Here is a 25,183-nt window from a genome sequence, read left to right as displayed (position 1 = left end):
CGGATACCCCGTGTCGTGGCGGTACGTCGTCTTTTTCACCTACGTCACGCAACGGCGCGCGACAGGAGTCAGAGGACATGCAGACCAAGCTGGACGAAGCCAAGGCCGAGCTGCTCGCACGGGCCGCCGAGGTAGCTGACAACAGCCCGGGCGGTGGAGCCGGTGGCCCGGGCCATACCCCCGGGCACACGTCGCCGGCCCGGGTGCCGGGACCGGGCAGGTGAACCGCCCCGGCGAGGGCAGCCTGCTCGCCTATCTCCAGCGGTACTACCTGCACACCGCTCCTGAGGACGTCAGCGGCCGTGACCCGGTCGACGTCTTCGGTGCGGCTTCCTCCCACTACCGGCTCGCCGAGAACCGCCCCCAGGGCACGGCGAACGTCCGGGTGCACACCCCGACCGTCGAGGAGAACGGCTGGACGTCCAGCCACTCCGTGGTCGAGGTCGTCACGGACGACATGCCGTTCCTCGTCGACTCCGTCACCAACGAGCTGTCCAGGCAGGGGCGGGGCATCCATGTCGTGATCCACCCGCAGATCATCGTCCGCCGCGATGTCGCCGGAAAGCTCATCGAGGTCCTCACCGACGTCAACGGCACCGGCCCGGCCGCCAAGGGCCGCAAGAACGCCAAGGGCGCCCAGGACGACAAGGCCGAGCTGCCGCACGACGCGCTCGTCGAGTCCTGGATCCACGTCGAGATCGACCGTGAGACCGACCGCGCCGACCTGAAGCAGATCACCGCGGATCTGCTGCGGGTCCTGTCCGACGTACGGGAGACCGTCGAGGACTGGGAGAAGATGCGCGACGCCGCCCTGCGCATCGCCGACGACCTTCCCGGCGAGCCGCTGGACGACCTCGCCGACGAGGAGGTCGACGAGGCCCGCGAACTGCTGCGCTGGCTCGCCGCCGACCACTTCACCTTCCTCGGCTACCGCGAGTACGAGCTCAACGACAGCGACGCCCTCACCGCCGTCCCCGGCACCGGGCTCGGCATCCTGCGCGCCGATCCGCGCCACACGGGCGAGGAGACCCACCCGGTCTCCCCGTCCTTCGACCGGCTCCCCGCCGACGTCCGCGCCAAGGCCCGCGAGCACAAGCTGCTCGTCCTGACCAAGGCCAACAGCCGGGCGACCGTGCACCGCCCCAGCTACCTCGACTACGTCGGGGTGAAGAAGTTCGACGCCGACGGCAACGTCATCGGCGAGCGCCGCTTCCTCGGGCTCTTCTCCTCCGCCGCCTACACCGAGTCCGTGCGCCGGGTGCCCGTCGTCCGCCGCAAGGTCGCCGAGGTGCTGGAGGGCGCGGGCTTCTCGTACAACAGCCACGACGGCCGCGACCTGCTCCAGATCCTGGAGACGTACCCGCGCGACGAGCTGTTCCAGACGCCGCCCGACCAGCTGCGCTCCATCGTCACCTCCGTGCTCTACCTCCAGGAGCGCCGCCGGCTGCGGCTGTACCTGCGTCAGGACGAGTACGGGCGCTACTACTCCGCGATCGTCTACCTGCCGCGCGACCGCTACACCACCGGCGTGCGCCTGCGGCTCATCGACATCCTCAAGGAGGAACTGGGCGGCACCAACGTCGACTTCACCGCCTGGAACACCGAGTCGATCCTCTCCCGGCTGCACTTCGTCATCCGGGTCCCCCCGGGCACCGAACTGCCGCACCTCACGGACGCCGACACCGAGCGCATCGAGGCCCGGCTCGTCGAGGCCGCCCGCTCCTGGGCCGACGGCTTCCAGGAGGCGCTGAACGCCGAGTGCGGCGAGGAGCGCGCGGCCGAGCTGCTGCGCCGCTACGGGCACTCCTTCCCCGAGGGCTACAAGGCCGACCACTCGCCGCGCGCGGCCGTCGCCGACCTGGTGCACCTCGAAGCGCTCCAGCGGGGCGAGAAGGACTTCGCGCTCAGCCTGTACGAGCCGGTCGGCGCCGTCGCCCGCGAGCGGCGCTTCAAGATCTACCGGACCGGCGAGCAGGTCTCCCTCTCCGCCGTCCTGCCGGTGCTCCAGCGGCTCGGCGTCGAGGTCGTCGACGAGCGTCCGTACGAGCTGCGCTGCGCGGACCGTACGAACGCCTGGATCTACGACTTCGGTCTGCGCATGCCGCAGATCGAGGGCAGCGGCGACTACCTCGCCGACGACGCGAGGAACCGCTTCCAGGAAGCCTTCGCCGCCTCCTGGACGGGCAAGGCCGAGAACGACGGCTTCAACTCCCTCGTGCTGCGCGCCGGACTCAACTGGCGCCAGGCCATGGTGCTGCGCGCCTACGCGAAGTACCTGCGCCAGGCCGGCTCGACCTTCAGCCAGGACTACATGGAGGACACCCTCCGCAACAACGTCCACACCACCCGGCTGCTGGTCTCGCTCTTCGAGGCGCGGATGTCGCCCGGGCGGCAGCGGGCCGGGACGGAGCTGACCGACGGGCTCCTGGAGGAGCTCGACGGGGCGCTGGACCAGGTCGCCTCGCTCGACGAGGACCGCATCCTGCGGTCCTTCCTCACCGTCATCAAGGCCACGCTGCGGACCAACTTCTTCCAGGAGGCGCAGAGCGGCACGCCGCACGGCTACGTGTCGATGAAGTTCGACCCGCAGGCCATCCCGGACCTCCCCGCGCCGCGCCCGGCATTCGAGATCTGGGTGTACTCGCCGCGCGTCGAGGGCGTCCACCTGCGCTTCGGCAAGGTCGCCCGCGGTGGTCTGCGCTGGTCGGACCGGCGTGAGGACTTCCGTACGGAGATCCTCGGCCTGGTCAAGGCGCAGATGGTGAAGAACACCGTCATCGTGCCCGTCGGCGCCAAGGGCGGCTTCGTCGCCAAGCAGCTCCCGGACCCGGCCGTCGACCGCGACGCCTGGCTGGCCGAGGGCATCGCCGCGTACAAGATGTTCATCTCGGCGCTGCTCGACATCACCGACAACATGGTGGCAGGCGAGGTCGTGCCGCCCGCCGACGTCGTCCGCCACGACGAGGACGACACCTACCTCGTCGTCGCCGCGGACAAGGGCACGGCGAGCTTCTCCGACATCGCCAACGAGGTGGCCGTCGCGTACGGCTTCTGGCTCGGTGACGCCTTCGCGTCCGGCGGTTCCGCCGGTTACGACCACAAGGGCATGGGCATCACCGCCCGCGGCGCCTGGGAGTCGGTCAAGCGGCACTTCCGCGAGCTCGGCCACGACACGCAGACGCAGGACTTCACCGTGGTCGGCGTCGGCGACATGTCCGGTGACGTGTTCGGCAACGGCATGCTGCTCTCCGAGCACATCCGGCTGGTCGCGGCCTTCGACCACCGGCACATCTTCATCGACCCGAAGCCGGACGCCGCGACCTCGTACGCCGAGCGGCGCCGCCTCTTCGACCTGCCGCGCAGCTCGTGGGCCGACTACAGCAAGGACCTGCTGTCCACGGGCGGTGGCATCCACCCCCGCAGCGCCAAGTCGATCCCGATCAACGCGCATGTCCGCGAGGCGCTCGGCATCGAGTCGGGGGTCACCAAGATGACGCCCGCCGAGCTGATGCAGAACATCCTCAAGGCCGACGTCGACCTCCTGTGGAACGGCGGCATCGGTACGTACATCAAGTCGTCCGGCGAGTCGAACGCGGACGTCGGCGACAAGGCCAACGACGCGATCCGGGTCAACGGCGAGGAGCTGCGCGCGAAGGTCGTCGGTGAGGGCGGCAACCTCGGCGCGACCCAGCTCGGCCGGATCGAGTTCGCCCGCAACGGCGGCCGGATCAACACCGACGCGATCGACAACAGTGCCGGTGTGGACACCTCCGACCACGAGGTGAACATCAAGATCCTGCTCAACGGGCTTGTCCGCGACGGGGACATGACCGTCAAGCAGCGCAACAAGCTGCTCGCCGAGATGACCGAGGAGGTCGGCCGGCTGGTGCTGCGCAACAACTACGCGCAGAACACCGCGCTCGCCAACGCCTGCGCGCAGGCACCGTCCCTGCTCCACGCCCAGCAGCGCTTCATGCGCAGGCTGGGGCGTGACGGGCACCTCGACCGGGCGCTGGAGTTCCTGCCCAACGACCGGCAGATCCGCGAACTGCTGAACGCGGGCAAGGGGCTCAGCCAGCCGGAGCTGGCCGTGCTGCTCGCCTACACCAAGATCACGGCCGCCGACGAGCTGATCTCCACGAGCCTGCCGGACGATCCGCATCTGCAGAAGCTGGTGCACGAGTACTTCCCGCGGCAGTTGCGGGAGCGGTACCCCGAGGCCGTGGACGCGCACGCGCTGCGCCGCGAGATCATCACGACCGTGCTGGTCAACGACACGGTCAACGCGGGTGGTTCGACCTTCCTGCACCGGCTGCGGGAGGAGACCGGGGCGTCGACCGAGGAGATCGTGCGGGCGCAGGCCGCGGCCCGCGAGATCTTCGGCCAGTCCCAGGTGTGGGACGCCGTGGAGGCACTGGACAACCAGGTCGACGCGGACGTCCTGACCCGGGTCCGGCTGCACTCGCGCCGCCTCGTCGAGCGCGGATCGCGCTGGCTGCTCGGCAACCGGCCGCAGCCCGTCCAGATCGCCGAGACGATCGGGTTCTTCCGCGACGGGGTGGAGCAGGTCTGGAACCAGCTGCCCAAGATGCTCATGGGGGCGGACCAGGAGTGGTACCAGTCGATCCGGGAGGAGCTCACCTCGGTGGGTGTCCCCGACGAGCTGGCGACGCGGGTCGCCGGGTTCTCCTCCGCGTTCCCGGCGCTGGACATCGTGGCGATCGCGGAACGCACAGGCAAGGACCCGCTGGCGGTGGCCGAGGTCTACTACGACCTCGCTGACCGGCTTCGGATCACCCAGCTGATGGACCGGATCATCGACCTGCCTCGGGCCGACCGCTGGCAGTCCATGGCCCGCGCCTCGATCCGCGAGGACCTGTACGCGGCGCACGCGGCGCTCACGGCGGATGTGCTGGCCGCGGGTGACGGGTCCTCGACGCCGGAGGAGCGATTCAAGGCGTGGGAGGAGAAGAACGCGGCGATCCTGACGCGGTCCCGGTCGACGCTGGATGAGATCCAGAGCTCGGACTCGTTCGACCTGGCGAATCTGTCGGTGGCCATGCGGACGATGCGGACGTTGCTGCGGGCGCACGTGTAGTCGGTGCGGTGGTGGACGCGGTGATGTGCGGTCCACCACCGCCCCTGTCTCCTCAGGCGCCGGTCGGGCCGGGTCGTGCCGTCCGGCGCCCGGGGGTGCGGGTCACTGCTCGTCCTCAGGCGCCGGACGGGCCGACGTCGGGCTGCGGCGCGGTGTCGGCGGGCGGGCCGGCCTCACGTCCTGGGCCGGGGGGGCCTTCCTCGGCCCGGTGAAGCTCTCGTAGGCCGCCACCACCTCCGCGGCGGGGCCGTCCATGCGCAGCGTGCCCGATTCCAGCCACAGCGCGCGGTCACAGGTCTCGGTGATCGACTTGTTGCTGTGGCTGACAAGGAAGACGGTGCCCGCCTCCTGGCGCAGTTCCCTGATCCGGTCCTTGCTGCGCCGCTGGAATCTCGCGTCGCCCGTGGAGAGCGCCTCGTCGATCAGCAGTACGTCGTGGCTCTTCGCCGCGGCGATGGAGAAGCGCAGTCTGGCTCCCATGCCGGAGGAGTACGTCCGCATCGGCAGCGTGATGAAGTCCCCCTTCTCGTTGATGCCGGAGAAGTCGACGATGTCCTGGTAGCGCTCCCGGATCTGCCGGCGCGTCATGCCCATCGCCAGTCCGCCGAGCACGACGTTGCGCTCGCCGGTCAGATCACTCATCAGCGCGGCGTTGACCCCGAGCAGCGAGGGCTGCCCCTGGGTGTGCACCCGGCCCCGCGTCGGCGGCAGTAGGCCCGCGACGGCCTTGAGGAGTGTCGACTTCCCCGAGCCGTTGGAGCCGATCAGGCCGATGGCCTCGCCCCGGTACGCGGCGAAGCTGACGCCCTTCACGGCGTGCACCTCCCGCGCTCCGGGGTTCCTGCCGCGCGAGGCCAGCCGGCTCAGGGCCGAGGTGGCGCTGCCCCTGCCGGTACGGGCGCCATGCACGGTGTACGTGATGTGGACGTCGTCCACGACGACGGTGGGAACGCGTGTATCGGGGATCTCAGCCACGTCCGTACCGCTCCTCGGCCTTCCAGAAGTACACGAAGCCACCGATCGCGAAGACGAGTGCCCAGCCCGTCGCGACGGCCCACACGTGATCGGGCAGCTGCTCCCTGGTGAAGCTGTCGATGAGGGCGAACCGCATCAGGTCGATGTAGACGGCGGCCGGATTGCAGTCCAGCGCCACCACGACCGCGTGCGGCACCCGGCCGCTCGACAGGTGCGTGTCCAGGCTCCACATCACGCCGGACGCGTACATCCACGTCCGCAGGACGAACGGCATGAGCTGGGCGATGTCCGGGGTCTGCGCGGCGAGCCGCGCCACGGCCATCGACAGGCCCGTGCTGAACAGGGCCTGGAGGGTCAGCGCGGGGATGATCAGCAGCCAGGACGGCTGGGGGTACTGGCCGAACGCGAGCAGGATGAGCAGGAGGACCACCAGCGAGTACATGAGCTGCTGGAGCTGCTGGAGGGCGAGCGCGATCGGCAGCGAGGCCCTGGGGAAGTGCAGGGCCCGTACGAGCCCGGTGTTGCCGCTGATCGCCCGGGTGCCCGCGGTGACCGTGCTGCTGGTGAAGGTCCAGATGAAGACGCCTGTGACCAGGAACGGTACGAAGTCGGCGACCCCGTTCCTGGTGTTCATCAGGACGCCGAAGATGAAGTAGTAGACCGTCGCGTTGAGCAGCGGCGTCATGATCTGCCAGATCTGGCCGAGCTTCGCCTGGCTGTACTGCGCGCTGAGCTTGGCACCGGCGAACGCCGTGATGAAGTGCCTGCGCCCCCAGAGCTGCCCGACGTACGCGGGCAGGGAGGGCCGGGCCCCGCTGACGGTCAGCCCGTGCCGGGCCGCGAGCGCGGCCAGCTCACCCGGTGCGTGGACCGGGAGGGGAGTGGGGGCGGCTGGTTCCACGGGCGCCGGAGGCGCTGCTGTCTGGCTCACCAAGATCACTTTCGACGAGGGCTGGAGCGAGGCTGCTTGCAGTGGGATCGGAAGGAAGCTGTCGACGGAACGCAACCGTATCGTCGCAACGCCGAGGGTAGGACGCTTTCACGTCGTAACGCAACCGTTCCGTCGTCACGGACTATCATTTCGCCCATGGCCACCGATCCAGGAACCCGACGCCGCACCCCGGCGGGCGCAGCCGTGCTGCGCGAGGACGTGACCGATGCGATCCGCGCCGCCGTCTTCGAGGAGCTGGCCTCCGTGGGGTTCGCCCGGATGTCGATCGAGGGCATCGCCCGGCGCGCGGGCGTCGGCAAGACGGCGGTCTACCGGCGCTGGAAGTCCAAGCTCGCGCTCGTCCTCGACCTGGTCTCGGCAGTCGCCTCGCAGGGCCTGCCGGCTCCGGCCACCGGTTCGCTGTACGGGGACGTCCGCGCCGTGCTCGAACTGGCCGCGTACGCCCTGCGCCACCCGGTCGCCTCGCAGGTCATCCCCGATCTGCTGGTCGAGGCGGCACGCAACCCGGAGATCTCCGACGCGATCAAGGCCGCCCTGCTCGACCAGCAGCAGGGCGTGGCCGCCGTCGTCGTGCGCGAGGCCGTGGCCCGGGGCGAGCTGCCCGGGGGCAGCGATCCGGACCGTGCCCTGGACCTGATCGTCGGCCCGCTGTACTGGCGCCTGGCCGTGGTCCGGGGAGACCTGCCCAAGGGCTACCTGGACGACCTCGCGGCCTCGGCCGTCGCCGCGCTGCGGCAGCACTGAGACAGACACACAGGCAGCACTGAGACAGACACGCAGGCACACAGACGGCACGGACACCGGCCCGCAGGGCGCACGGACACCGGCCCGCGCGCCACCGGCAGGAGGCGGCGAACGGCAGGCACCGTCAGCCGCCGGGACGGCCGCGCGGGCGTTACGTCCCGTCCGCCAGCAGCCGGTCCGCGACCCGGCCCGCCGCGCCCCCGTCGTCCAGATCGCAGAAGTCCCTGCGGAAGCTCTCGTACGCGTCCGCGTGCCGCGCCGCCAGCACCCCCGTGGTCCGCAGCGCGTGTGCCACCTCCCGCGTGGTGACCAGCAGCGGGCCCGGGGCCCGGGTCTCGAAGTCCAGGCAGAAGCCGCGCACGGTGTCCCGGTAGTGCTCCAGGTCGTAGGTGTGGAAGAGCATCGGGCGGCCGGTGTGCGCGTAGTCGAACACCAGGCCCGCGTAGTCCGTGACCAGGACGTCGGCGATCAGGAGCAGTTCGGTGGTGTCCGGGTGCCCGGACACGTCGAGCACACCGGGGCCGGTCGGCACGCTGCCCGTCACCCGGGGATGCCTGCGCACCAGCACCGTGTGGCCCGCGCCCAGCGACCGTGCCAGGGCGGCCGTGTCGAGCGCCGGGTCCCAGCGGTAGGGTCCGGGCCGGTCGCCGGACGGGGCCGTGCGGTCATGGGCCAGGTGGTCCCGGTAGGTCGGTGCGTAGAGCACGACCCGGTGGCCGTCCGGGACGCCCGTCCGGCGCCTGACCCGCTCGGCCGTCTTCTCCCGGTCGGGCGCGAACAACAGGTCGGCGGCGGGCGATCCCGCCTCCAGCACCTCGCCCCCGTACGCCAGCGCCCGGCGCAGGTGGGGGGTGGCGAACCGGCTCGGGGAGACGAGCACCGACCACTGCGCCGAGCGGTGCGCCAGCGAGGCGAGGACGTGGTGGTCGGCGTACAGGCTGCCGTCGAGGTCCGTGCCGAAGCGGCCGAGCGGCGTGCCGTGCCAGGTCTGCACGACGGTCTGGCCGGGGCGGCGCTCGAACCACTCGGGCAGCTGGTCGTCGGTCACGACGCGCCGGGCCCGCGCCAGCGCCTCGTACCAGGCGGCGCTGTGCTCGACGACGGGGACCGCCGTCTCCGGGACGTGCGCCGCCCGCCCCGCGCGCCCCGAGGTGACCCAGAGGTGCTCGGTGTCGGTGCCGCGCCGCACGAGTTCGGCGTGGACGGCCCGAGGGGAGTCGCCGCCCGTGTACAGGACGGTGTCGCGCAGCGGGAGGGCCCGCTGCGCCGGGTAGTGGGCGGTGCGCAGCAGGCGCCCGCGGTACGCGCCCCGGTCGGCGACCGGCAGGGCGGGGCCCGCGTGCAGGGCCAGCCGGTCGCCGTGACGCCGCTCCAGGGCCAGTTCGCCGCCTCCGTCCGGCCGGTGCAGCGGGAGCCGGGCGATGAGCGACGCCGTGCCCCGTACGGGACAGCCGTCGAGCCGCAGGTCCCAGCGGCCCTCCTGGAGGACTTCGGTGACGAGCCCGGGGGTACGCGGGCGGCGAAGCGGCCTTCCCGCCGCGTCACCGCCACGGTCGCCGTCTCGCGCAGCGCCTCGTGACGCAGGACCAGGTCACCGCCCGTGCCCCCGCCCGTGCCCTCGACGCACAGTCCGCCCTCGGCCGTCCAGCGTGCCCCGTCCACGACCGGCTCACCTGTCAGGTCCACCACGAGTTCGCCCGCCGGGCAGGCGGTGGCGGGCGGTGGCAGGTCGGGCGCGGCGGCGAGCGGGACCCTGCTGCCGCCGGGGAATAGCAGCAGGCCCCGCCACCGGGCGCCGCCCTCCGGTTCCACTTCGCGGGGAGCCCGGTGCGGTGGCGGCGGTACGGCGGCCAGTTCGGCGAGCGGAATCCGTACGGCGAAACGCCCGTCCTCCCCGCACTCCACCGGGCAGGTCCGTTCCTCCTCGGTGCCCTCCAGGGTGAGCGAGAGCGCCTGCGGGCGCGCTCCCCCGTACAACTGCCCGGTCAGGCGCAGGATTCCGGTTCCGCCGTCGTGCGCCTGTGCGAGTGCGGGCAGCCGGGTGACGGCCAGTTCGAGCCGGCCGTCCCGGTAGCCGAGCACCGCCCGCCGCCCGGCGTCCAGGTCGTGGACGAGCGGCTGGGCGGAGGCGGCGTCCAGGGCCCGCACGGCGGCCCGCCGCAACACCCCGTGGCTGGAGACCACCATGCCCACCAGCCAGCGGCCGGGGCGCAGCGTGCGCGGGTCGATGACCATCTCGAACCCCGCGCGGTCGTAGGAGTGCAGCTCCTGACCGGAGTTCACGGTCGCCTCCGGAGCCGTCACGGACCGCACGGGCACCTTCCGCAGCTGCCGGCCCTCCGCCGCCCGCAGCACACCCCACTTCAGCGCGTGCAGCGTGGTGTCCGCCGGGAGGTTGCGGATGTACGCGTATCCGCGCAGCCCGAGCCGCCCGTCCGTACGCCAGGTGGCGGCCGACAGCCGTGCGGCGGCGGGGAGGTCGGAGCGGCCGAGCCGTGAGTCGCCGTGTGCGACGCCCGGATGCCCGGCCCGGCGCCTGCCGGGCAGCCCTTCGACGGTGAACACGCCGGGCCCGTTGGTCCGTTCCAAGGCGAGGACGGCCAGCAGGTCGTCGAGTCTGCGCTCGCGCACCAGCCGCCACTTGACCCGCAGCTCCACGGGCAGCCCGTCCAGAACCGAGCTGCCCGCACGATCCAGGAAGGCGCCCGCGCCGGCCATGAACGCCGTGCGGTAGGCGGCGCTGCCCAGCGTCATCCCCTCCAGGAAGTACAGGAAGTCGTCGCGCAGGCACGACACGTCGTAGCGCCGCCGCTGTGCCTCGTCCCGGCCCGCCAGGAACGCGCTGACCTGCTCGCACGCGGCGATCCTGTCCCGTACACCCGTCACGTCCGTACGCCGCCGGGTGATCGAGCCCTCCCGCACCCGCCAGTGGTAGACGTGCTCGTGCAGCACGTCCACCGAGCCGGCGAGGTAGTGCGCCGGGATCATCACCGGGGTGTCCTCGTAGAGCCTCCCCTCGGGGAAGGTGAAGGCGTGGCGGTCCCAGAAGGAGCGCCGGAACACCTTGTTCCAGGCGACCCGGTCGGCCAGGAGGCGGGGGTCGCGGGTGATGTGGGTCCTGGTGCGGGTGGCCGTCAGCCACCGGTACTGCCACGCCTGCTGTCTGCCCCGCTCGGTCAGCCGCCAGACGTTGCCGGTCGCCAGGTCCGAACCGGTGGACTCCAGCGAGCCCAGCATCCGTGCGTACGCGTCGGGGACGAGGACGTCGTCGCTGTCGGCGAACGCCAGGTACGGGACCCCGGGGTGGTGTGGCGCACCCCCGCGTTACGGGCCGCGCTCAGCCCCGCGTTGGGCTGGTGGACACACCGGAAACGGCCGTCCCGCGCGGCGAACTCCTCCGCGATACGGCGGCTTTCGTCCGTGGAACCGTCGTCGACGAGCACCACCTCGATGGCTTCGAGGGACTGCTCGGCCAGGGACCGCAGGCACTGCTCCAGCCACTCCTCGACGTTGTGGACCGGGACGACGACGCTGAGCAGAGGCTTCATGGTCATGCTCAACCGGGGCGGGCGCCGCGAGTCACCGGCACTGACCCGAACGGGTGAAGGGAAAGGCCGGATCGCGTACCGGCCCGATTACGCTCGGCTGCCATGCTCCTCAGTGTGGTCATGGCCGTCTCCGGCGGACCGGGGTACCTGCGCGCCTCCGTCGACTCCGTGCTCGACCAGCCCGTACGGGAGCTCGAACTGCTCCTGACCGGCGCCGGAGCCTGCGACACCGTCGCCGCCATCGCCGCCGACTACCGGCAACGCGACACGCGGGTGCGGCAGCTCGCCGGGACCGTCACGGCGGGCGGTGCCCGGGACGCCGGAGCCGACGAGGCGCGCGGTGCCTACCTCCTCTTCCTCGACGGCGGCGACCTGCTCCTCCCCGGCGTACTGGAGCGGATCGCCGCCCTGACGGCGGAGAGCCGCCCGGACGTGCTGCGGCTGGGCCACGACCGCGTCGACCGCTGGGACGCGGTCCGTCCCGGCGCCTCCGGCGCCGTCCCCGCCGCACGCAACCAGCTTTTCCGGCGCGACTTCTGGGCCGCCCACGGGCTCCGCTTCACCGGCGGCCCGTACGCGGACGTCCTGCCCGTCCAGCGCGCGTACCTGCTGGCCTCCGACGCGGGGACGCTCGCCACCCTGGACCTGCTCTGCGTCCGTCACCGGCTCCCCGCCACGGGGGAGCGGCGGGGGGCCGGCGCGCTCCTCGACGCGTACGGACGGCTGCTCACCGAGACCGGCGGCGACCCGCGAGCCGCCGCCGCGCGCACGGCCCACCTCCGCGCCCTGCTGGACATGCCCGATGACGCCCCCGAAGCCGTACCCGCCCGGGACCGGGCCGCCCTGTTCCGCGCGGCCAAACTCCCCGGCCCCTACGCCGCGCACCGCGCGCGGGGCGCGGTCCGCACGGCTCGGGCCTTGGTCCCCGGCGCCCTGCTCCGAGGACGGAAGGCGGTGCGCACCCGCGTCCTGCGCACCGCCTACCGGGCCGACCTGCTGCGGCCGCTGGACCCCTGCCTCGCCGTGTACGGCGCGTACTGGAACCGGGGGATCGCCTGCAACCCGGCCGCCATCCACGCCAAGGCGCTGGAACTCGCCCCGCACGTGAGAGGCGTCTGGGCCGTCTCCTCGCGCCACCGCGACCGGGTGCCGCCCGGTGTGCCGTACGTGATCGAGGGCTCCCTCGCCTACTGGCGGGCCATGGCCACCGCCACCTACCTGGTCAACAACTCCAGCTTCCCCGGCGGCTTCACCAAGCGCCCCGGGCAGGTCTACCTCCAGACCCACCACGGGACCCCGCTGAAGACCATGGGACTGGACCAGCGCGGCTACCCCGCCCTCGCCAACGGCGTCAGCTTCGAGAAGATCGTCGCCCACGCCGACCAGTGGGACTACAGCCTCTCCGCCAACCCCCACAGCACCGAGATCTGGGACCGCGTCTACCCGTCCTCGTACGAGCACCTGAACCTCGGCTACCCGCGCAACGACGTCCTCTTCACCACCACCGCCGAGCGGACGGCCGAGATCCGCGCCGGGCTCGGCATCGCCCCCGGGCAGAAGGCGCTGCTGTACGCGCCGACCCACCGCGACTACCGCAAGGGCTTCCTGCCCCGCCTCGACCTGGAGCTGCTCGCCCGCGAACTCGGCCCCGATCACGTCCTCCTGGTGCGCGCCCACTACTTCTACGGGCGCTCGGCGGGGCTCCCGGGCGCGACGCGCGGCCGGGTCGTCGACGTCACCGGGCACCCCCGCGTCGAGGAACTCTGCCTGGCGTCCGACGCGCTGGTCACGGACTACTCCTCGCTGATGTTCGACTACGCCTGCCTGGACCGCCCGATCATCGGCTACGCACCCGACTGGGCGGCCTACCGCGCCTCACGCGGTACCTACTTCGACCCGCTCTCCGGCCGCCCCGGTGAGACACCCGGGGCGGTCGCCACCACCCAGGACGAGCTGGTGGAGGCCGTGCGGAGCGGCCTGGGGGAGACCGGGCGGACGAAGGTGCTCCGCAAGGCGTTCCGGGACCGGTTCTGTCCGTACGACGACGGGGGCGCGGCGGAGCGGGTGGTGCGGCGGCTGTTCCTCGACGGCGGACCGGGGTGAGCCGCACCACCACCCGAACGGCGGATCGGCCCCGTCCCGGGCGACTCCTCGGCATCGCGCCGTCGTTGTGCTCGACGGCGCACGCACACGGCGATGTCGGGAGAACCTCATGCACCAGTCCGCCTATGAGCAGATGGAACTCTGCATCGAGGCGTATCTGCCCAGGACGCGCAGGCACCGCGTCGTCGACCTCGGATCGCGGATCTCCGGCAAGCAGACCCGTACGCACAGGGGACTGCTGGCCAACCACGACATCGACTACTTCGGGGTCGACGTCCAGGACGGTCCCAACGTCGACGCCGTGATGAAACGCCCGTACCGCATCCCCGCCAGGTCCCGCAGCGCGGACGTGGTGCTCTCCGGGCAGGCGTTCGAGCACATCCCCTTCTTCTGGGCGTCGATGCTGGAGATCGCCCGCGTCCTGAAGCCCGGCGGGTACGCCTTCATCACCGCGCCCTCGCGCGGCCACGCGCACGACGCCCAGGACTGCTGGCGCTACTACCCCGACGGTTTCCGCGCGATGGCGGCCCACTCGCGGCTCGAACTCTGCGAGGCGTACACCGACTTCCCGCCACGCAAGGGCATCTGGCACGACTACCGGGGCATCGGCAAGGGCGCCTACTGGGGCGACTCGGTCGGGGTCTTCCGCAGGCCGCGGCGGTATCCCCGGCTGACGATGTTCGCCGTACGCGAGCTGACCGTGTGGTGGGCCAACCGGGTCGGCGGGGTGGACTCGGTCCCCGTGCCGCAACCGCTGCGGGGCCGCGAGCTGTGCGGGCGGCCGGCCCCGTCCCCGGTGGACGTACCCGTCAACAAGGGCTGAATCAATCACAGGTTGACGAAAGATGACATGAGCCGCAATGCGCGCGTACTGTCCCGGGGCATGGCTTGGCGCAACGCCGTCAACGGCGTCCTTCAGCAACTCACCGGGTACCAGCTCAGGCGGGTGTCCGTGCCCGCTCCCCGCACCGCCGCGGCGGGCCCGGAAGCCGCCGTGCAGCCCGAGCCGAAACCCGCGCCGAAGCCCGAGCCGAAGGCGAAGGCCGGTCCGCAGTTCCCGGCGGACTACGACGACGAGGCGAAGGACATCATCCGGGCGGTCAAGCCGTACTCGATGACCTCACCGGAGCGGCTCAACGCCTTCATCCTCGCCACCCGGTACGTCGCCCGCCACGGCATCCCCGGCGACATCGTCGAGTGCGGTGTCTGGCGCGGCGGGTCCATGCAGGCGTGCGCGAAGACGCTGCTCTCGCTCGGCGAGACCGAGCGGGACCTGTACCTCTTCGACACGTTCGAGGGCATGACCCCGCCCACCGACGAGGACCTGCGGCTCGACGGCAGGTCGGCGCGGGAGCTGCTCGACGCGCAGGGCAGGGACCGGCCGATCTGGGCGGTGGCCTCCCTGGAGGACGTGCAGGCCGGATTCGAGAACGTGCCCTACCCGAAGGAGCGCGTCCACTACGTGCGGGGCAGGGTCGAGGACACCGTCCCGGACCGCGCCCCGGAGAAGATCTCCATCCTCCGTCTGGACACCGACTGGTACGCCTCCACCCGACACGAGCTGGAGCACCTCTACGCGCGCCTGGTGAGCGGCGGTGTGCTGCTGATCGACGACTACGGCTACTGGCAGGGCTCGCGGCAGGCCGTCGACGAGTTCATGGAGAAGACCGGCGAGCGGCTGCTGCTGCTGCGCATGGACGAGGGCCGCATCGCCGTCAAGCCCTGACCCCGGTGCCCGCGCCGGGAACCCCGCCAGCCCCGTGCCGCACCGGTACGGGGCTCGGTCATCTCATCGACTCCCGGCCGCCGGCCGTCACCCGAACGGCTGCCGTCGGGTGACCGGGGCCCGGCCGGCGGGGTTAGCCCCGGGGGTGCGTCCGGCCCCGATGCGCCGGACCCGTCCCAGTCCCCCAGGTTGTCCGTCCGGAAGGATCGTGCACAGCGCATGGCACCCCGTCTCACCGTCGTCGTCCCCCTTTACAACGTCGAGGAGTACCTCGGTGCCTGCCTGGACTCGCTGGCCGGGCAGACGATGCCCGACCTCGAAGTCGTCATGGTCGACGACGGCTCCACGGACGCGAGCGGGCGCGTCGCCCGGGAGTTCGCCGCGCGCGACCCCCGCTTCCGGCTGGTCACCCAGGAGAACGCCGGGCTCGGCGCCGCCCGTAACACCGGGGTGATGGAGGCCGATCCGGAGGGGGAGTTCCTGGCGTTCGTCGACAGCGACGACATCGTGCCGCCCGGTGCGTACGAGCGGATGCTCGCCGAACTCGCCCGCTCCGGATCGGACCTCGTCACCGGCAACGTGCTCAGACTCCGCGCGAACGGCGCACTCGAACAGTCGCCGATGTTCCGCGAGATGATGAAGAAGCACCGGTCCGCCACGCACGTCACCCGGGACTGGACGCTCCTGGGCGACCGCATCGCCTGCAACAAGGTCTTCCGCCGGTCGTTCTGGGACCGCCACGCCTTCGCGTTCCCGACCGGGGTGCTGTACGAGGACATCGCCGTCGTGCTGCCCGCCCACTTCCTGGCACGCTCCGTCGACGTGGTCGAGGAGCCGGTGTACCACTGGCGCGACCGCGCCGGGTCGATCACCACACGGCGCGCGGTGCCCCGGGGCATCCGCGACCGGGTCACCGCCGTCTCCACCGTCAGCGCGTTCCTCGCCGCGCGGGGTATGACCGAGGCCAGGCGCAGGTACGAAGCGCACGCGCTCTCCGGGGACCTCTGGCTGTTCATCGAGGCGCTCCCGGAGGGTGACGCCGCCTTCCACGACGCCTTCCTCGAACACGCCAACGCCTTCGCCGCGACCGTCGACCCGGCCGTCACCGACGGGCTGCCCCTGCACCTGCGGGTCAAGTGGCAGCTCGTCCGGGAACGCCGGATGCCCGAACTGCTCGCCCTCCTCGCGTACGAGAAGTCAGACCGCGACACCTTCCATGTCCGCGGCCTGCTCCGGCCCCGCGCGCAGTACCCGGTCCTCGGGGGACCGCTCCCGTACCGCGCCACCGCTCTCGGCGCCACCGACCTCCCCGTCCACTCCCACCTCACCGAGGCCGTCTGGCGCGACGGGCTGCTGCACCTCAAGGGGTACGCCTACGTCCGCAACGCACCGGGACGCTCGGCCGGCACCGGCTGGCTGCGGTCGGGGCGCCGCGTCCTGCCCCTGCGCCTGCGCACCTTCCGTACGGACGAGGCGGCGGCCCGGTCCGGCCGCACGCTCCACCGCTACGAGCGGTCCGGCTTCGAGGCCGTCGTCGACCCCCGCAGGCTCGCCGCCAAGGGCGGGGGAAGGAGCGGCCGTACCACCTGGAAGCTGGAATCGGTCGTCCCCGGCGGTGGCCGTCCCCGCCGCGGGCCGATGCGTCTCCTCGGCAACCCGGCGGCGCCCGCCGTCGTGTACACCGGTGAGCGCACCCGGATCGTGCCCGTCCTGTCGGGCAACAAGCTGGAACTGCGTACCGAACGGATCGACGCCGTCCTCGTCGCGCACATCGCGACGGCGGACGGCGTACGTGTCGAGGTGCGGGTCCTCGACGGGAGCGAGCCGACGGCCCTGCGCGTCCAGGAGTGGCACACCAAGGAGACCCGGGAATTCCCCCTGGGGCCCGGCGGACCGCAGGGAGCGGCGGCCGGCACGGTCGTCGCCGAGGTGCCGCTCACGGCCTTCCACGGGTCCGACGGGGTGTGGGGCGTACAACTCGTGGGCGGCGGGCGGCGGACGCCGGTGGCCGCCCGGCCGGAGACCGGCTCCGCGCGCTACCCGCTCGCCGGTGGCCGCGAGATCCACGCGGCGGCCAACCCCTCCGGCGACCTGGTCCTCACCGACCGCGCCGGGCAGCCCGTCGTCGAACGGCTCTCCTGGGAGGACTCCGGGGAGCTCGTGGTCGAGGGGAGCCTGCCCGGGCCGTACGACAAGGGCGTCGAGCTCGTCCTGAGGCACGGCGGACACCAGGAGGAGGCCGCCTTCGCCGCCGGGACGACCGCGGCCGGGGACACGGCCGGATTCCGGGCCGCACTGCGGCCGGACGCCGTCGAAGGGCTCGCCGGCACCCTCCCGCTCGCCGAGGGCCGCTGGCACCTCTTCCTGCGCGAACACGGCGAGACCGACCCGGACGCCTACCTCCCGCTGCGGGCAGCCACCCCGCTCCACCACGCGCTGCCGCTGCACCACGGACAGGAGGGCGGCCGGTCCTTCACCCTGGGCCGGCGCTTCCACGACCGGCTGGTCCTGGAGTCGGGCAGCGCGCTGCCGGCCGCGGACCGGGGCGCGTACGGGCAGCGCCGGCTGCGCGAGCGGTACGCCGCCCTGCGCGGCGGGGAACTGCTTCCGGCCGTCCTGTACAGCAGCTTCGACGGGCGTCAGTTCTCCGACTCGCCGCGCGCGGTCCACGAGGAGCTGTCCCGCCGCGACAGCACGCTCGAACACCTCTGGGTGGTCCGCGACGAGCAGGTGCGCGTGCCGGCCGGAGTGCGGCCCGTCGCCCTGCACAGCGCCGAGTGGCACGAGGCCCTGGCCCGCAGCCGCTTCATCGTCTCCAACACCCATCTGCCCGAGTGGTTCGAGCGGGCCGAAGGCCAGTTCGTCGTGCAGACCTGGCACGGCACCCCGCTCAAGCGCATCGGCCGCGATCTGGCCGGCACCCCGAGCGCGGACGCCGCCTACATGGCCTCGATGCCGCGGCGGGCCGCCCAGTGGAGCGTGCTCGTCTCACCCAGCACCTTCTCCACCCCGGTCCTGCGGCGGGCCTTCGGCCACACGGGTGCCGTCATCGAGTGCGGCTACCCGCGCAACGACCTCCTGTACGCCCCCGACCGGGAGAAGGTCGCCGACTCCGTACGGGAGCGGCTCGGCATCCCCGAAGGCAAGCGCGTCATCCTGTACGCCCCGACCTGGCGCGAGGACCGGCCCAAGCAGGGCGGCCGCTACGCCCTCGACCTCCAGCTCGACCTGGCCCAGGCCGAGGAGCGGCTCGGCGAGGACAGCGTCCTGCTGGTGCGCCGGCACTACCTGGTGGGCGGCAGCATCCCCCGGAGCGCGTTCGTCCGCGACGTGTCGCGCTACCCGGACGTCGCCGAACTGATCCTGGTCAGCGACGTACTGGTCACCGACTACTCGTCGCTGATGTTCGACTTCGCCGGGACCGGCCGCCCGATGCTGTTCCACACCTACGACCTGGAGCACTACCGCGACACCCTGCGCGGCTTCTGCTTCGACTTCGCCGCGCGGGCGCCAGGTCCGCTGATCCCGACATCGGCGGGCGTGGTGGAGGCGCTGCGCGACCTCGCGTCCGTCACCGAGACCCACCGCGACGCCTACGCCCGGTTCCGGGAGTCGTTCTGCGACCTCGACGACGGCACCGCAGCGGCCCGGGTGGTCGACCTGATGACCGGCGGGGAGCGGGCATGAGCACACCGGAGTTCAGCTGCGTGGTCACCGGCGGGGCGGGCGCCGCCGCGCTGCGGGCCTCCGTCGACTCGGTGACCGGCCAGAGCATGCGGGCCACCGAAGCCCTCGTCGTCCTCCCCGCCGACTGCGATCCGGCCACCCGGGCGGCGGCAGGCAGGCTCGTCACGGACCGGCCCGGCCGGGTCCGCCTCCTCCTCGCGGACGGGACCGCGACCACCACGGGCGCCCTGCGCAACACCGGGCTAGAAGCGGCCCGCGGCCGGCACGTCCTCGTGCTCGGCCCCGGCGAACGGCTCCAGCTCCACGCCTGCCGCAACCTCTGGGAGGCCGCCGAACGCACCGGCGCCGACCTCGTCGCCGGCCGCTGGAGCCGGCTCACAGGAGAGGGCACGAAGGAGCGCGAACCCTCCTGGCAGCAGCAGCTGTTCGCCCGCTCCCGGACCCTCGCCCGCTTCACCGACGCACCGGAACTGACGGTCAGGGACGCCCTGGTGACCGGGTTCTGCCTGCGCCGCGAGGCTCTGGAACGGCACGGCCTGCGGTACGCGGAGGAGCTGAGCCGCAGCGAGATCCTGTTCGGCCCGCTGGCGGCCGCCGCGGCCGGCCGGATCGCACTCGTCCGCAGGCTGGTCGTGACCGGCCGGGCGGAGAGCGACCAGGACCTCACCGGAGTGCTCCGGGCCCACCGGAGCGTCTGCAACGCCCTGGTCGCCCAAGGGCTGCACGACCTGTGCGAACAGCGGGAACGCGCCTTCGCCACCGACCGGTTGGTACCGCTCGTGCGGACGTTCCCCCGGCTCCCCGCCGCCGAACGCGAACGGATCGTCTCCGCCGCCGCCCGCGGTCTCGCCGACAGCGTCCCGGACGCCGTCCGCGAGACACTGCCGCCCCTCGAACGGGTCGCCGTCCACCTCCTCGCGCGGGGCGACGCGGACGGCGTACTCGCGGCGTCCTACGCCCTGCACCGGCCGGCCGCCGTGGCCGCCCCCCTCGTCACGGGAGACGACGGACGGGTCCGCTGGCCCGTGCCGCCCACCGGCACCGGCGTGGAGCCTTCCCCCGGTATCGACGTCACCGAACTCGGCCATCAGTACCGCGGGTTCGGCGAGCTGCGGCTGATGAACCGCCTCACCCGGTGCGCGTCCGAGGACGGCCGGCTGCTCCTCGAAGGGCACCTGGTGCTGCCCGCCCACGCGGCACCCGACCCCGGGACACCGCTCACCGCCGAGCTGGAGTTCCGGGTCCGGGACGGCGCCCGTGCCTTCCGCTTCCCGGTCACCGGGGTGCGCGGGGAGGCCACCGCGATCCACTGGCGTACCCATGCCGACCTGACCCGCGTCCTGCGCCCCCTCGGCGCACGCGACACGGTGTGGGACGCCCGCCTGTTCGTCGAGGCCGGCGGGACCCGGTCCGTCAGCGACCTCTTCGCCGCCCACGACCTGCTCGACCGGGCGGACCGCTTCACCGCCCGGCCCCGGCTCGGACGGCTCGCCGGGGACACCTGGGAGCCCTACGTCACGCTCAGGAACCACCTGGCGCTGCGGCTCGTCCCCACGAACCGGCCCGCCCGCGCGCTGCGCCGCCTGGTCCACTACGCCACCCACTTCCGCCCCGCCCGCAAGGCCCAGCTCGTGCTGAAGGCCCTGCGCCGGAGGCGGGACCGATGGCGCTCGCGCGCCTTCAAGGCACCCGCTTACAACACCTGGCTCTGCCGGCTGCCCGTGCGCAGGGGTTCCGTCGTCTTCGAGAGCCACATGGGCAAGTGCTACGGCGACAGCCCCCGGGCCCTCTACGAGGAGGTGCGCCGGCAGGGCCTTCGGCTGCACTGCGTCTGGTCGTACGAGAGCTCCCCCCAGGGCTTCCCCGCCGACGCGCGGCTGGTGCGGCGCTGGTCGTGGCGGTACCTGTGGGCCCTGGCCAGAGCCGAGTACTGGGTCGACAACCAGGGCTTCCCGCAGAATCTCCGCAAGCGCCCCGGCACCACCTACCTCCAGACCTGGCACGGATCGGCGTACAAGCGCATGGGCTTCGACGAGACCCGCGTACGCATGCAGAACGCCCCGCAGCGCCGGCGCCTCCAGGAGGCCGTGCGGCGCTTCGACCACTTCCTCGTCCGCTCCGCACACGACGTGCACACCCTCGCCCGCGCCTACCGGCTGCCCGCCGACCGGCTGCTGGCGACCGGCTATCCGCGCAACGACGCCCTGCTGGCCGCGCGCGCCAGGGACGAGTCCGAGGGACGGCTGCCACGCCCCGCGCTCGCCGCGGCCCTGGGCATCCCCGACCACAAGAAGGTCGTGCTGTACGCACCGACGTTCCGCGGCGGGCCGGGGAAGCGCAAGCGGCGACGGCTCCCGCTGGACGTGGCGCGCTTCGCGGAACGCTTCGGGGACGAGTACACCCTGCTGGTGCGGGCCCACTACCTGGAGGCCGCGCGGCTGCCCGTCTGCCCGCCCGGCACGGTACTGGACGTCTCGGCGCACCATGACGTCACCGAACTGCTCACGCTCGCCGACGCGCTGATCACCGACTACTCCTCGATCATGTTCGACTACGTGCTGCTCGACCGGCCCGTCGTCCTGTTCGCGCCCGACCTCGACGCGTACGCCGCCGCCCGGGGCAGCTACTTCGACCTGCGGGAGAAGGCACCGGGTCCGCTGGTGGAGACGGAGGAGGAGCTGTTCGCCGTGCTGGGCCGGCTGAAGGCCACCGACATCGAGTTCCGGCAGGCGCGTGCCGCCTTCGCCGAGGAGTTCGGCCACCACGACAAGGGCGACGCGGCCCGCGCCGTCGTCGCGGCCGTCTTCGCCCGCCACCTCTCACGCACCTCCCGGGAGGCAGGCCGATGAGCCGCAGCCGTGACGTCTTCATCGTCTCCAACAGCACGGACGAACTCGGCGGAGTCACCGCCTGGACCCACCGCACGGCCCGCCTGCTCCAGGAGCGCGGGCACCGGGTGCGGGTGGTCGGCATCCACGCGTCCGAGCTGAAGATGGCGCTCCCCGACGCCCCCGGCCACCCCGTCACCGCCCTGTACCCGGCGCACCCGCCGACCCCCTGGGCGCCGAAGGGCCTGCGGGACCGCCTCCGTGTCCAGGCGCGCCGCCGCGAGGCGGCCAGGGTCCGGGAGAAGCGCCGCGCGGTCCAGCGGCTCTCCGGGATCTTCCGCACGGCGGACCCCGGAGCCGTCGTCCTGGTGACCCAGGTGTGGGCCATGGAATGGGTCGGCGAGGCCGACACCCGCGGCCACCGGGTCATCGGGATGAGCCACGAGTCGTACGACTACTCGCGGGCGAGCCACCGCTACCGCTGGATCAGGAACCACTACAGCGCCCTGGACCGCTGGCTCGTCCTCACCGAGGAGGACGCCGACAGCTGGGCGGGCGACGGCATGAACAACGTCGGCTTCATGCCGAACGCCCTGGCCGGACTGCCCGAGGTGCCCTCGCCGCGCACCGGCAGGTGCGTGGCGAGCATCGGCAGGCTCAGTGACCAGAAGGGCATCGACATGCTCCTGGACACCTGGGCGCTGGTGGCCCCGCAGCGGCCTGACTGGCGGCTCGGGGTGTACGGGGCGGGCGAGGACGAGGCGGAGCTGAAGGAGCGGTGCACCGAACTGGGCCTGGACGGTTCGGTCCGGTGGAAGGGCCGTACCGACGACGTGCCGGAAGCCCTCGCGGACGCGTCCGTCTTCGTCCAGTCCTCGCGCGGCGAGGGGTTCCCGCTGGCGCTGATGGAGGCGATGGCGAGCGGGGTGCCGTGCGCCGCCTTCGACTGCGCGCCGGGCGTCCGGGAGATCGTGCGCGACGGTGAGGACGGCCTGCTCGCCCCCGCCGGGGACATCGGCGCCCTGGCCGACCGGCTGCTGCGGTTGACCGGCAACCCCCGCCTGCGGGACGCGTTGGGGGAGCGGGCGCGGGTCAACGTGCAGCGGTTCTCCGAGGCGGAGACCGTACGGCGCTGGGAGGAGCTCTTCGACTTCCTGGAGCGCTGAGGGCGGGTGCGAGACCGCGGTGGCCGGCCCGGCCCCGCACGCCCGGCTCCGCACCCCGGGGCGCCGCCCCCTCAGTCGCCGGGCGCGCCCGCCGCCGCCCGCACCGCCGACTGCCGGGGCAGTGGGGCGGCGGGCCGCCGCTCGGTGAGCGGTACGGGCCGGGGCAGCCCCGCCGTCTCGCCCAGGAAGACCCGGCGCACCACCCGCTCGGCGGCGTACCCGTCGTCGTGGGGACAGAACCGCGCCCGGAACGCCGCCCGCAGCTGCGCCGACCGGGAGCCGCGCCAGTAACCGGAGACGAAGATGTCGAGCAGCTCGTCCTGGCTGCGCGCGACCGCGCCCGGCGGGAACGCCTGAAGGTCGAAGTAGGTCCCCCTGGCCGCCTCGTACGCCTCGCTGTCGTCCAGGTGGATGACGAGCGGGCGGTCCAGATTGGCGTAGTCGAACATCAGCGACGAGTAGTCCGTGACCAGCACGTCCGAGGCAAGGCACAGCGCCTCCAGGGAGGGATGGCCGCTGACGTCGATGATCCGGGGATGCGGGGTCCGGCCGGAAGCGGCCTCGGGCACGCTGTACAGGTAGTGCGAACGGGCCAGGACGACGAAGCGCGGGCCGAGGACCTTGACGAGCCGTTCCAGGTCCAGGGCGTGGTGCTGGGAGCGCCGGTAGTCGCGGTGCGTGGGCGCGTACAGGATGGCGGTGCAGTCCGGCGGGATGGACAGCGTCTCCCGCAGCCGCGCCACCTCCTGCGGGCTCGTGCGGTGGAAGACGTCGTTGCGCGGATAGCCGTACTCCAGCGTCGTGTAGCCGGAGGGGTAGGTCCGCTCCCAGACGAGCGTGGAGTGCAGGTTGGCGGAGAGGGAGAAGTCCCACTTGTCGATGTTGCGCAGCAGCTGCTCGAAGTCGGTGGACCCGGCCGCCGCCGGGCGGTCCACCAGGTCCGTGCCCATCGTCTTCAGCGGCGTCCCGTGGTGCGTCTGCACCAGCACCTGGCCGCGGCGCTTCACCAGCCGCCGGTCGAAGTTCACGTTGTTCACGAGGTACTTGGAGCGGGCGAGGGCGGTCCAGTAACGGTACGTCCCCGGGTGCAGCCTGCGCGTGCCGGGCGGCACGGTGTGCGCGTGCTCCGGGTGGCAGATCCAGGAGGTCCGCAACCCCGGCACCAGCTCACGGGCGCTCGCCTCGATCGCCGCCGGGTTGCAGGCGTAACCGCGGTGCCAGTAGGCGGCGAACACCGCGTCACGGGAGCGGACGGGCAGCCGCAGCTGGACGCGGTAGTGGAGCTGGAGAAGGGCCCCGCGCACCAGGTGGCGCAGGGACGCGGCGCGCAGCCGCAGCGCGCCGCGCGACTGCTGCGCGGCCCACAGCAGCCGGTACGTGCGGTGGGCGCCCAGCCGGATCAGCCCGTGGCGCAGCCGCGTGCGGTGCGGGACGGAGGCGCCGGGGGTGCGGTAGCGGACGCAGTGGGCGCGGGCGCGGCGGAAGAACTCGGCGCGGGTGCCCGGCGGGAGCCGGCCGTGCGAGGTGAACAGTGTCGAGAAGTGGTCGAGCATCCGCCGGAACATCGCCGGCCGCCAGAGCGCGAGTCCGGGGCGCGCGTCGATGAACGCGAAGACCCGGTCGTACTGGTCGAAGACGTCGAAGTGGCGCAGGCTCGTGGTGGAGAGGATGTTGCCCCGGCGCCGCTGGCGGTAGCCGACGCACACGGCGTCGAGGACCGCGATCGAGCCCGCGGCCATGAGCACCGGGTAGGTCCAGGGCGTGTCCTCGTAGTAGCCCGGCGGGAAGGTGAACCCCTCGGACTCCACGAACTCGCGGCGGTACGCCTTGTTCCAGACGACCATCAGGACCTTGAGCAGCTCGGGGCGGTCGGCGAGCCGGAAGGAGGGCGGGCCGGTCTCGGCGAGGTGCCCGGCGAGCTGGTTGCGGACGGTCTCGCCCGACCAGTACACCCGGGTGTAGTCGTAGACCAGGACGTCGGGGCCGCCGGTCGCCGCGATCCGGTCCGCGATGGTCTGGAGCGCGTCCGGCAGGAGGGTGTCGTCCCCGTCGAGGAAGATCAGGTAGTCCCCGCGCGCCCTGGCGATACCGGCGTTGCGCGCGGGCCCGAGGCCGGTGTTCTCCGGGAGGTGGACCACGGCGAAACGGTGGTCGCGGCCGGCGTACTCGTCGGCGATGGCGCCGCAGGCGTCCGGTGAGCCGTCGTCGACCACGACGGTTTCGAAGTCCTTGAAGGACTGGCCCGACACCGAGTCCAGGCACTCGTGCAGATACGCCTGGACCCGGTACGCGGGCACGATGACACTGAACCGGGGCACAACACATCCATGGGTCGGTCGCGGGCGGCAGGTGGCCC

The 25,183-nt window shown here is 72.5% G+C and carries 12 protein-coding genes and 1 pseudogene; 8 read left to right on the top strand and 5 right to left on the bottom strand.

Annotated elements, in window-relative coordinates:
* Nucleotides 1–77 precede the first annotated feature (77 nt).
* A pseudogene (locus Sfulv_RS10850) lies at nt 78–5,098 on the top strand (NAD-glutamate dehydrogenase).
* 102 nt (nt 5,099–5,200) lie between these two features.
* Here the strand turns inward: Sfulv_RS10850 and Sfulv_RS10845 are convergent.
* Nucleotides 5,201–6,073: an ABC transporter ATP-binding protein gene (locus tag Sfulv_RS10845; protein ID WP_256668870.1), complete on the bottom strand. Its 873-nt coding sequence runs from the start codon at nt 6,071–6,073 to the stop codon at nt 5,201–5,203.
* Nucleotides 6,066–7,007, bottom strand: a complete 942-nt coding sequence (locus Sfulv_RS10840) for an ABC transporter permease (RefSeq protein WP_173313498.1) — start codon at nt 7,005–7,007, stop codon at nt 6,066–6,068. The genes Sfulv_RS10845 and Sfulv_RS10840 overlap by 8 nt, the downstream gene beginning before the upstream one ends.
* A 153-nt stretch (nt 7,008–7,160) precedes the next feature.
* On the opposite strand from Sfulv_RS10840, the gene Sfulv_RS10835 reads away from it, so the two are divergent.
* Nucleotides 7,161–7,769: a TetR/AcrR family transcriptional regulator gene (locus Sfulv_RS10835; RefSeq protein ID WP_173313497.1), complete on the top strand. Its 609-nt coding sequence runs from the start codon at nt 7,161–7,163 to the stop codon at nt 7,767–7,769.
* 151 nt (nt 7,770–7,920) lie between these two features.
* On the opposite strand, the gene Sfulv_RS31455 is transcribed toward Sfulv_RS10835, so the two are convergent.
* Both Sfulv_RS31455 and Sfulv_RS31450 read right to left on the bottom strand, forming a co-directional pair.
* The gene (locus tag Sfulv_RS31455; RefSeq protein ID WP_371874657.1) at nt 7,921–8,958 is read right to left on the bottom strand and encodes a CDP-glycerol glycerophosphotransferase family protein; all 1,038 of its coding nucleotides are present in this window, start codon (nt 8,956–8,958) and stop codon (nt 7,921–7,923) included.
* A gap of 1,987 nt (nt 8,959–10,945) precedes the next feature.
* Nucleotides 10,946–11,323: a glycosyltransferase family 2 protein gene (locus tag Sfulv_RS31450; RefSeq protein ID WP_371874656.1), complete on the bottom strand. Its 378-nt coding sequence runs from the start codon at nt 11,321–11,323 to the stop codon at nt 10,946–10,948.
* A 96-nt stretch (nt 11,324–11,419) separates the two neighbouring features.
* On the opposite strand from Sfulv_RS31450, the gene Sfulv_RS10825 reads away from it, so the two are divergent.
* The 6 genes from Sfulv_RS10825 to Sfulv_RS10800 all read left to right on the top strand — a co-directional run bounded on the left by Sfulv_RS10825 (nt 11,420) and on the right by Sfulv_RS10800 (nt 22,827).
* A complete protein-coding gene (locus Sfulv_RS10825) occupies nt 11,420–13,420 on the top strand; it encodes a bifunctional glycosyltransferase/CDP-glycerol:glycerophosphate glycerophosphotransferase (RefSeq protein WP_173313496.1) in 2,001 nt (666 codons plus the stop codon).
* 109 nt (nt 13,421–13,529) lie between these two features.
* Entirely contained in the window at nt 13,530–14,243 is a 714-nt protein-coding gene (locus tag Sfulv_RS10820; protein WP_173313495.1) for a methyltransferase domain-containing protein, read from the top strand.
* A 27-nt stretch (nt 14,244–14,270) separates the two neighbouring features.
* The gene (locus Sfulv_RS10815) at nt 14,271–15,146 is read left to right on the top strand and encodes a TylF/MycF/NovP-related O-methyltransferase (protein WP_173313494.1); all 876 of its coding nucleotides are present in this window, start codon (nt 14,271–14,273) and stop codon (nt 15,144–15,146) included.
* A 219-nt stretch (nt 15,147–15,365) separates the two neighbouring features.
* Nucleotides 15,366–18,833 carry a bifunctional glycosyltransferase/CDP-glycerol:glycerophosphate glycerophosphotransferase gene (locus tag Sfulv_RS10810; protein WP_173313493.1) on the top strand — a complete coding sequence of 1,156 codons (3,468 nt, stop codon included), beginning with the start codon at nt 15,366–15,368 and terminating at the stop codon, nt 18,831–18,833.
* Nucleotides 18,830–21,682 (top strand): bifunctional glycosyltransferase/CDP-glycerol:glycerophosphate glycerophosphotransferase, encoded by a 2,853-nt coding sequence (locus tag Sfulv_RS10805; protein ID WP_173313492.1) that lies wholly within the window; start codon nt 18,830–18,832, stop codon nt 21,680–21,682. The genes Sfulv_RS10810 and Sfulv_RS10805 overlap by 4 nt, the downstream gene beginning before the upstream one ends.
* Nucleotides 21,679–22,827, top strand: a complete 1,149-nt coding sequence (locus Sfulv_RS10800; RefSeq protein WP_173313491.1) for a glycosyltransferase — start codon at nt 21,679–21,681, stop codon at nt 22,825–22,827. The genes Sfulv_RS10805 and Sfulv_RS10800 overlap by 4 nt, the downstream gene beginning before the upstream one ends.
* A 71-nt stretch (nt 22,828–22,898) precedes the next feature.
* Here the strand turns inward: Sfulv_RS10800 and Sfulv_RS10795 are convergent, their stop codons facing one another.
* Nucleotides 22,899–25,145, bottom strand: coding sequence for a bifunctional glycosyltransferase/CDP-glycerol:glycerophosphate glycerophosphotransferase (locus Sfulv_RS10795; protein ID WP_173313490.1), 2,247 nt, complete (start codon nt 25,143–25,145; stop codon nt 22,899–22,901).
* Between the last annotated feature and the right edge of the window lie 38 nt (nt 25,146–25,183).

It is taken from the genome of Streptomyces fulvorobeus, assembly GCF_013167895.1.
Classification (GTDB): domain Bacteria; phylum Actinomycetota; class Actinomycetes; order Streptomycetales; family Streptomycetaceae; genus Streptomyces; species Streptomyces fulvorobeus.
The sequence above is the reverse complement of the archived record's forward strand: the minus strand, read 5'-3'. Positions and strand labels throughout refer to the sequence as shown.